Origin of the sequence: Micromonospora sp. D75 (assembly GCF_018070405.1) — a bacterium.
GTDB classification, from domain to species: Bacteria; Actinomycetota; Actinomycetes; order Mycobacteriales; family Micromonosporaceae; genus Micromonospora; species Micromonospora chalcea.
The window spans coordinates 1-4,633 of record NZ_JAGPXV010000494.1 but is presented as its reverse complement, the minus strand read 5'-3'; the positions used below and the strand labels follow the sequence as shown (position 1 = coordinate 4,633).

The 4,633-nt window shown below is 76.2% G+C and carries 4 protein-coding genes; all 4 read left to right on the top strand.

Annotation, left to right across the window (positions count from 1 at the left end):
• Positions 1–779 (top strand): glycosyltransferase family 2 protein (locus KBX39_RS23965; RefSeq protein WP_369010121.1); only part of this gene is annotated, 779 nt, incomplete at its 5' end.
• Positions 773–1,906, top strand: a complete 1,134-nt coding sequence (locus KBX39_RS23960) for a glycoside hydrolase family 26 protein (protein ID WP_064445672.1) — start codon at positions 773–775, stop codon at positions 1,904–1,906. The genes KBX39_RS23965 and KBX39_RS23960, both read left to right, overlap by 7 nt.
• A 41-nt stretch (positions 1,907–1,947) precedes the next feature.
• Positions 1,948–2,829: a DUF1963 domain-containing protein gene (locus KBX39_RS23955; RefSeq protein WP_113972912.1), complete on the top strand. Its 882-nt coding sequence runs from the start codon at positions 1,948–1,950 to the stop codon at positions 2,827–2,829.
• A gap of 154 nt (positions 2,830–2,983) precedes the next feature.
• On the top strand, positions 2,984–4,633 hold a 1,650-nt coding region (locus tag KBX39_RS23950; RefSeq protein WP_312247479.1), incomplete at its 3' end, for an ATP-binding protein.

Here is a 4,633-nt window from a genome sequence, read left to right as displayed (position 1 = left end):
GCGTGCCCGCCGCCGTCAACCCGGCCACCGGCCGCCGCTGGAAAGGCGTCTACACCCCGGACGTGGTGGCGCTCGGTGAGGGGCCGACGTCCTGGGCGGACTACTTCAACCAGCAGAAGCGCTGGGCCGCCGGGATCTGCGAGATCCTGCTCCGCCGCGAGATGCGTACGCCGCGCGACCTGCCGTCGCGCCGTCGCTGGCAGTACCGCCTGCTCCAGTTCTACTACCCGAGCGTCGCGGTGAGCCTGCTGCTGGGCAACGCCGCCACCGCGCTCTACCTGCTGACCGGCGTCGACGCGGGCCGGCTCGACCCGCAGGTGTGGGCGACGCTGTGGGGCGCCACCGTCGGCACCTGGTTCCTGCTCTGGCTCTGGCTGCGGCGCTTCAACATCGCCCCGCACGAACGCGAGGAGGTGGGCATGGCCGGCATGGCGCTCGCCCTGTTCGCCGGGCCGGTCTACGTGGCCGCGGCGGCCGGCGCGCTGCTGCGCCGCCGGCTCGGCTTCGTGGTGACCGCCAAGGGGGCGCTGCGCACTGTGGAGTCCCTGCGTACGTTCCGGCTGCATCTGTGCTGGGCGCTGGCGGCGGCCGGGCTGCTCACGGCGAGCTTCGCGCTCGGCCACGACTATCCGCTGCTGCGGATCTGGCCGGCGCTGACGCTGCTGACCGGGCTCGCGCCACCGCTGATCGCCTGGGTGGAGGGCCTGCGGGACCGCCGGCGCCGGTCGGCGGAGGCGGCGTGGAAGCAGCCGACGGCTGAGGGCGGTGTCCCGTGCTGAGGCCGACCGCGCCCCGGGTGGGCCTCGCGCTGGCCGGGTTGCTGCTGCTCGCGTACGCCTTCGTGGTGGCGCCCGGAGCGTGGCGCGACCCGGGCACGGGCGCATCGGCGCACGGGCGCGTCCCGGCGACGCCGCAGGCGAGCGCCGGCGCGCCGGGCGGCGGCCTGTTCCCCCCGGCCGGGCAGGCGTTCTTCGGGGTGATGACCGACAAGGGACCGCACGACTTCGCGCCGGTCGACCGGTTCGTCGAGGCGGCCGGGCGGGCGCCGCAGGTGATGCTCTTCGGCGCCGACTGGGCGTCGGCCGAGTTCGACCGGAGCCTGTTCGACCGGATCGCCGAGCGGGGCATGATGCCCATGCTCGGCTGGGAGCCGTGGGACCACACGGTCGACCTGGCGGCCCGGCGCACCGGCCTGGCGGTCCGGCAGATCGACCGGCTCCGGGCCACCCAGCCGGACTACCGGCTGGACCGGATCGCGCGCGGCGACTTCGACGCCTACCTGCGGTCCTGGGCCGAGGGGGTCCGGTCGCTCGGCTACCCGGTCGCGATCCGCTTCGCGCACGAGATGAACGGCGACTGGTATCCGTGGTGCGAGCGGGCCAACGGCAACCGCCCCGGTGACTACGTGCGGGCCTGGCGGCACGTGCACGACCTCTTCGCCCGGGCCGGCGCCACGAACGTCACCTGGGTGTGGAGCCCGAACGCCCGCTGGGACAAGACGACAGCCGGGCTGACCGGGCTCTACCCGGGTGACGACTACGTCGACTGGGTCGGCGTCACCGGCTACTACGGCACCGGCGCGTTCACCAAGACGTACTGGTCGTTCGACCAGATCTTCGGCCCGACCATCGCCGAGATCCGCAAGGTCACCCGCAGGCCGCTGGTGGTCACCGAGACCGGCGCCGCCGACACCGCCGGACGCAAGGCCCGGTGGATCCGGGAGACGTTCGGCTCCCTGCCCCGGTACCCGGACCTGATCGGGCTGATCTGGTTCGAGGTGGACAAGGAGCAGGACTGGCGCATCGCCGGGTCACCCGCCGCGGCGACCGCGTTCGCCGAGGCGGTGGGCGGCGCGCGCTACGACGTGACCTGGTCGGCGACATCGAGGCCGCGCGCCGGGCCCTGACCCACCCTCCATGTCGGACGGTGCCGCTACTCTCCACGATCATGGATGAGAGAGAGCAGTTCCGGCGGGCGGCGATCGCGCAGGGCGTGCCCGAGGGCGAGGTGGCCCGCTTCGCGGAGCTGATCCGGTTCCGGATCCACGCCTGGCGGCGTGAGGACGGCGTGCACGCCGGGCGGCGGGGCGGGCGGCCGCGGCTGCCGGTGGGCGTGCCGTGGCCCACGTGCCCGGAGGGCTCTCCGTTGCCGTTCCTGCTCCGGCTCGACTGCGCGGCGCTGCCCCGGGTGCCCGACCTCGCCCTGCCGGCCGACGGCACGCTGCTGTTCTTCCTCGACCAGGAGGGCGCACAGGACGTCTGCGGCATCGAGAACGAGAAGGCGTACGCGCGGGTCGTGTACGTCCCGGCCGGCGCCGAGACGGTGGACGGTGTGGACGTCCTACCCGCCGGGACCGACCTGGGCCGTTTCCTCGCCCCCGAGCACGAGATGTACGCCGGGCTCCAGGCGGAACTGCCGGACTGGCTGGACCGCTCGGAGGAGTGGCTGTGCGACACCCAGATCAAGCTGCTGCGCGACCTGCCGCACCGCAAGGAGATGGGCGCGCTGCTCGAGCAGCTCTGGCCGGAGCGGGACGGGTGGATTCAGCACGACGTCTTCGTCGGCGGCTACACCATCTCGGCGCAGGATCCGCCCGAGACGTTCATGACGGACCGGGAGCGGATGCAGCAGGCGAGCTCCCTGCCCCGCGCGGAGCGGCTGGTGGCTCAGTACGAGGAAGAGCAGCGGGTGGTGCGCGAGTGGGTGCCGCTGGCCCAGTTCGGCGTACCGGACGAGGAGTACGTCAACGCGCGGTTCCTGATCCGCCACGACGACCTCGCCGCCGGGCGGTTCGACGGGGTGCTGTCCTTCTGCGAGTTCACCGAGTGACAGCCGGGCCGGTTCAGCGTGCGGACCGCCCGCAGCGCCGCCTCCACGTCCTGCCCGCCGCCCGCGCGGACCGGTGATTTCGCCGATGCGCGCCGCGCCGAAGGCATCGATGCTGACCCATGTCGATGTAATTCCGGCGCAAGGAGTGACCGACGTGCCCACCACCATCCGTTCCCGTACCCCCGTCCGTGCCCTGGCCCGGTTCGCCGTGGCGGCGCTGCTCGCCACCGGCGGCGCGCTCGCCGCCCCGGTCGCGGCGAGCGCCGCCAGCCCCTACGAGCGCGGCCCGGCGCCCACCAGCGCCATCCTGGAGGCCAGCCGCGGCCCGTTCGCCACCTCGTCGATCAACGTCTCCTCGCTGAGCGTGACCGGCTTCGGCGGCGCGCTGCTGTTCCACGGGCCGCCCGGCGCCGGCCGCAGCGCCCTGCTGGCGTACGCCCGCCGGTGGGCGACGGGACGCACGGTGCTCACCGGCGCCGGCCTGGCCGACGAGTCGACGCTGCCCTACGCCGGGCTGCACCGCCTGCTCGACCCGGTGCTGGACGCGGACACCGCGCTGCCGGTGCGGCAGCGCCGGCTGCTGCGCCGCGTGCTCGGCGGCGACGGCTGCCCGGCCGACCAGCGGCTGGCCCTCGCCGCGGCGGTCCGCTCCCTGCTCGCCGCCGTGGCCGCGGACCGGCCGCTGCTGTGCACGGTGGACGACCTCGACATCGGCGACCGGCAGAGCGCCTGGACGCTCGCCGTCGTGGCGCGCCGGCTGCGCCGGCTGCCGGTGGCGGTGCTGCTGACCGCCACCGCCCCGGCCACTGTCGACGGCGTGCCGGCGCACCGGTTGCGCCCGCTGGACGTCGACGAGTGCCACGCGATGCTCACCGACCGGGGGCACCGGCCGTCCGCGCCGGTGGCCGCCGCGCTGGCCACGCTCAGCGGCGGCAGCCCAGCGGCGCTGACCGACCTGGCCGGCAGCCTCACCCCGGCCCAGTGGCGGGGCGAGGCGCCGTTGCCCGGCACGCCGCCGGTGGACGGCGCGCTCGCCGCCGCGTACCGGGCCCGCCTGGACCGGCTGCCGGCGCCGACCCGGCGGATGGTGCTGCTCGCCGCGCTCGACGACGCCGCCGACCCGGGCACGCTGGTACGCGCCGCCTGGTCCGCCGGTCTGACCGTGGAAGCGCTCGCCCCCGCCGAGGCGGCCGGGCTGCTGCGGACCGGGCCCGGCGGGGTGACGTTCCCGCACCCGCTCGCCCGCACGATGATCACCGCCGTCGCGCCGCTGGCCGACCTGCGCGCGGCGCACCTGCTGCTGGCCGGCACGCTCGCCGGCGGCCCGCTGGGCCGCGCGCTGCGCCACGCCACCGCCCCCGACGGCCCGGCCGACGTGCTCGCCGCCGAACTGACGGCGGCGGTGGACGGGGCGTCCGACCGCGCCGCCGCGGCCGCCGCGCTGCGCCGCGCCGCCGAGCTGACCGCCGATCCCGGGCGGGCCGCCGAACTGACGGTGGCGGCGGCCCGCTGCGCCTGGACCGCCGGCGACCCGGACCAGGCCCGGGGGCTGCTACGGCACCTGACCGCCGCGCCGCCCGCACAGGACCGGGCCGACCTGCTCCGTGGCGAGATGCAGCTGCGCTGCGACGCGCCCGCCGCCGCGGTCGCCACGCTGCTGGCCGCCGCCGACGCGGTCGCGCCGGCCGACCGGCGCTCCGCCCTGCTCGCGCTGGTCCGCGCGGGCGAGGCCATCTGCGTCACCGGCGACCAGTTCCGCTACGCCGAGGTGGCCCGCCGCGCGGAGGCGCTGCGGCGGCCCGGC

What these genes read in the sequence shown, in the direction of transcription:
- KBX39_RS23955 (WP_113972912.1), top strand. Translation starts at nt 1,948, where the DNA reads ATGGATGAGAGAGAGCAGTTCCGGCGGGCGGCGATCGCGCAGGGCGTG.